The sequence below is a fragment of the Apilactobacillus kunkeei genome (genome assembly GCF_005930975.1).
In the GTDB taxonomy this organism is placed as follows: domain Bacteria; phylum Bacillota; class Bacilli; order Lactobacillales; family Lactobacillaceae; genus Apilactobacillus; species Apilactobacillus kunkeei_E.
Genome location: NZ_VBSE01000005.1, coordinates 1 through 240 on the forward strand (window position 1 = coordinate 1; position 240 = coordinate 240).

General features: G+C 33.8%; 1 pseudogene. It reads right to left on the reverse strand.

Annotated elements, in window-relative coordinates:
• Positions 1-240, reverse strand: a pseudogene (locus FD688_RS07295) (hypothetical protein); the annotation flags it as partial.

Consider the following 240-nt stretch of genomic DNA (forward strand, 5'->3'; position numbering starts at 1 on the left):
CCCTTCTTAGGGAAGATTGGCTTCTTGATTTCTCTAGCCTTTGAAATAATTGAAACGTTATTTACGTTCATAATGTTCTTGATTTTAGATTTAAAGGTAGAAGCAGTAATGTTAGCGATTCTAGCCGCTTGCTTTGCATCGTGAGAAGTAACATTGATGTTAATAACTTGTGAATTTGTGTCAGTTGAAACATTTAATTCACTGTCCTTATAAATCTTGTTTCCAACCTTATGCTTCACT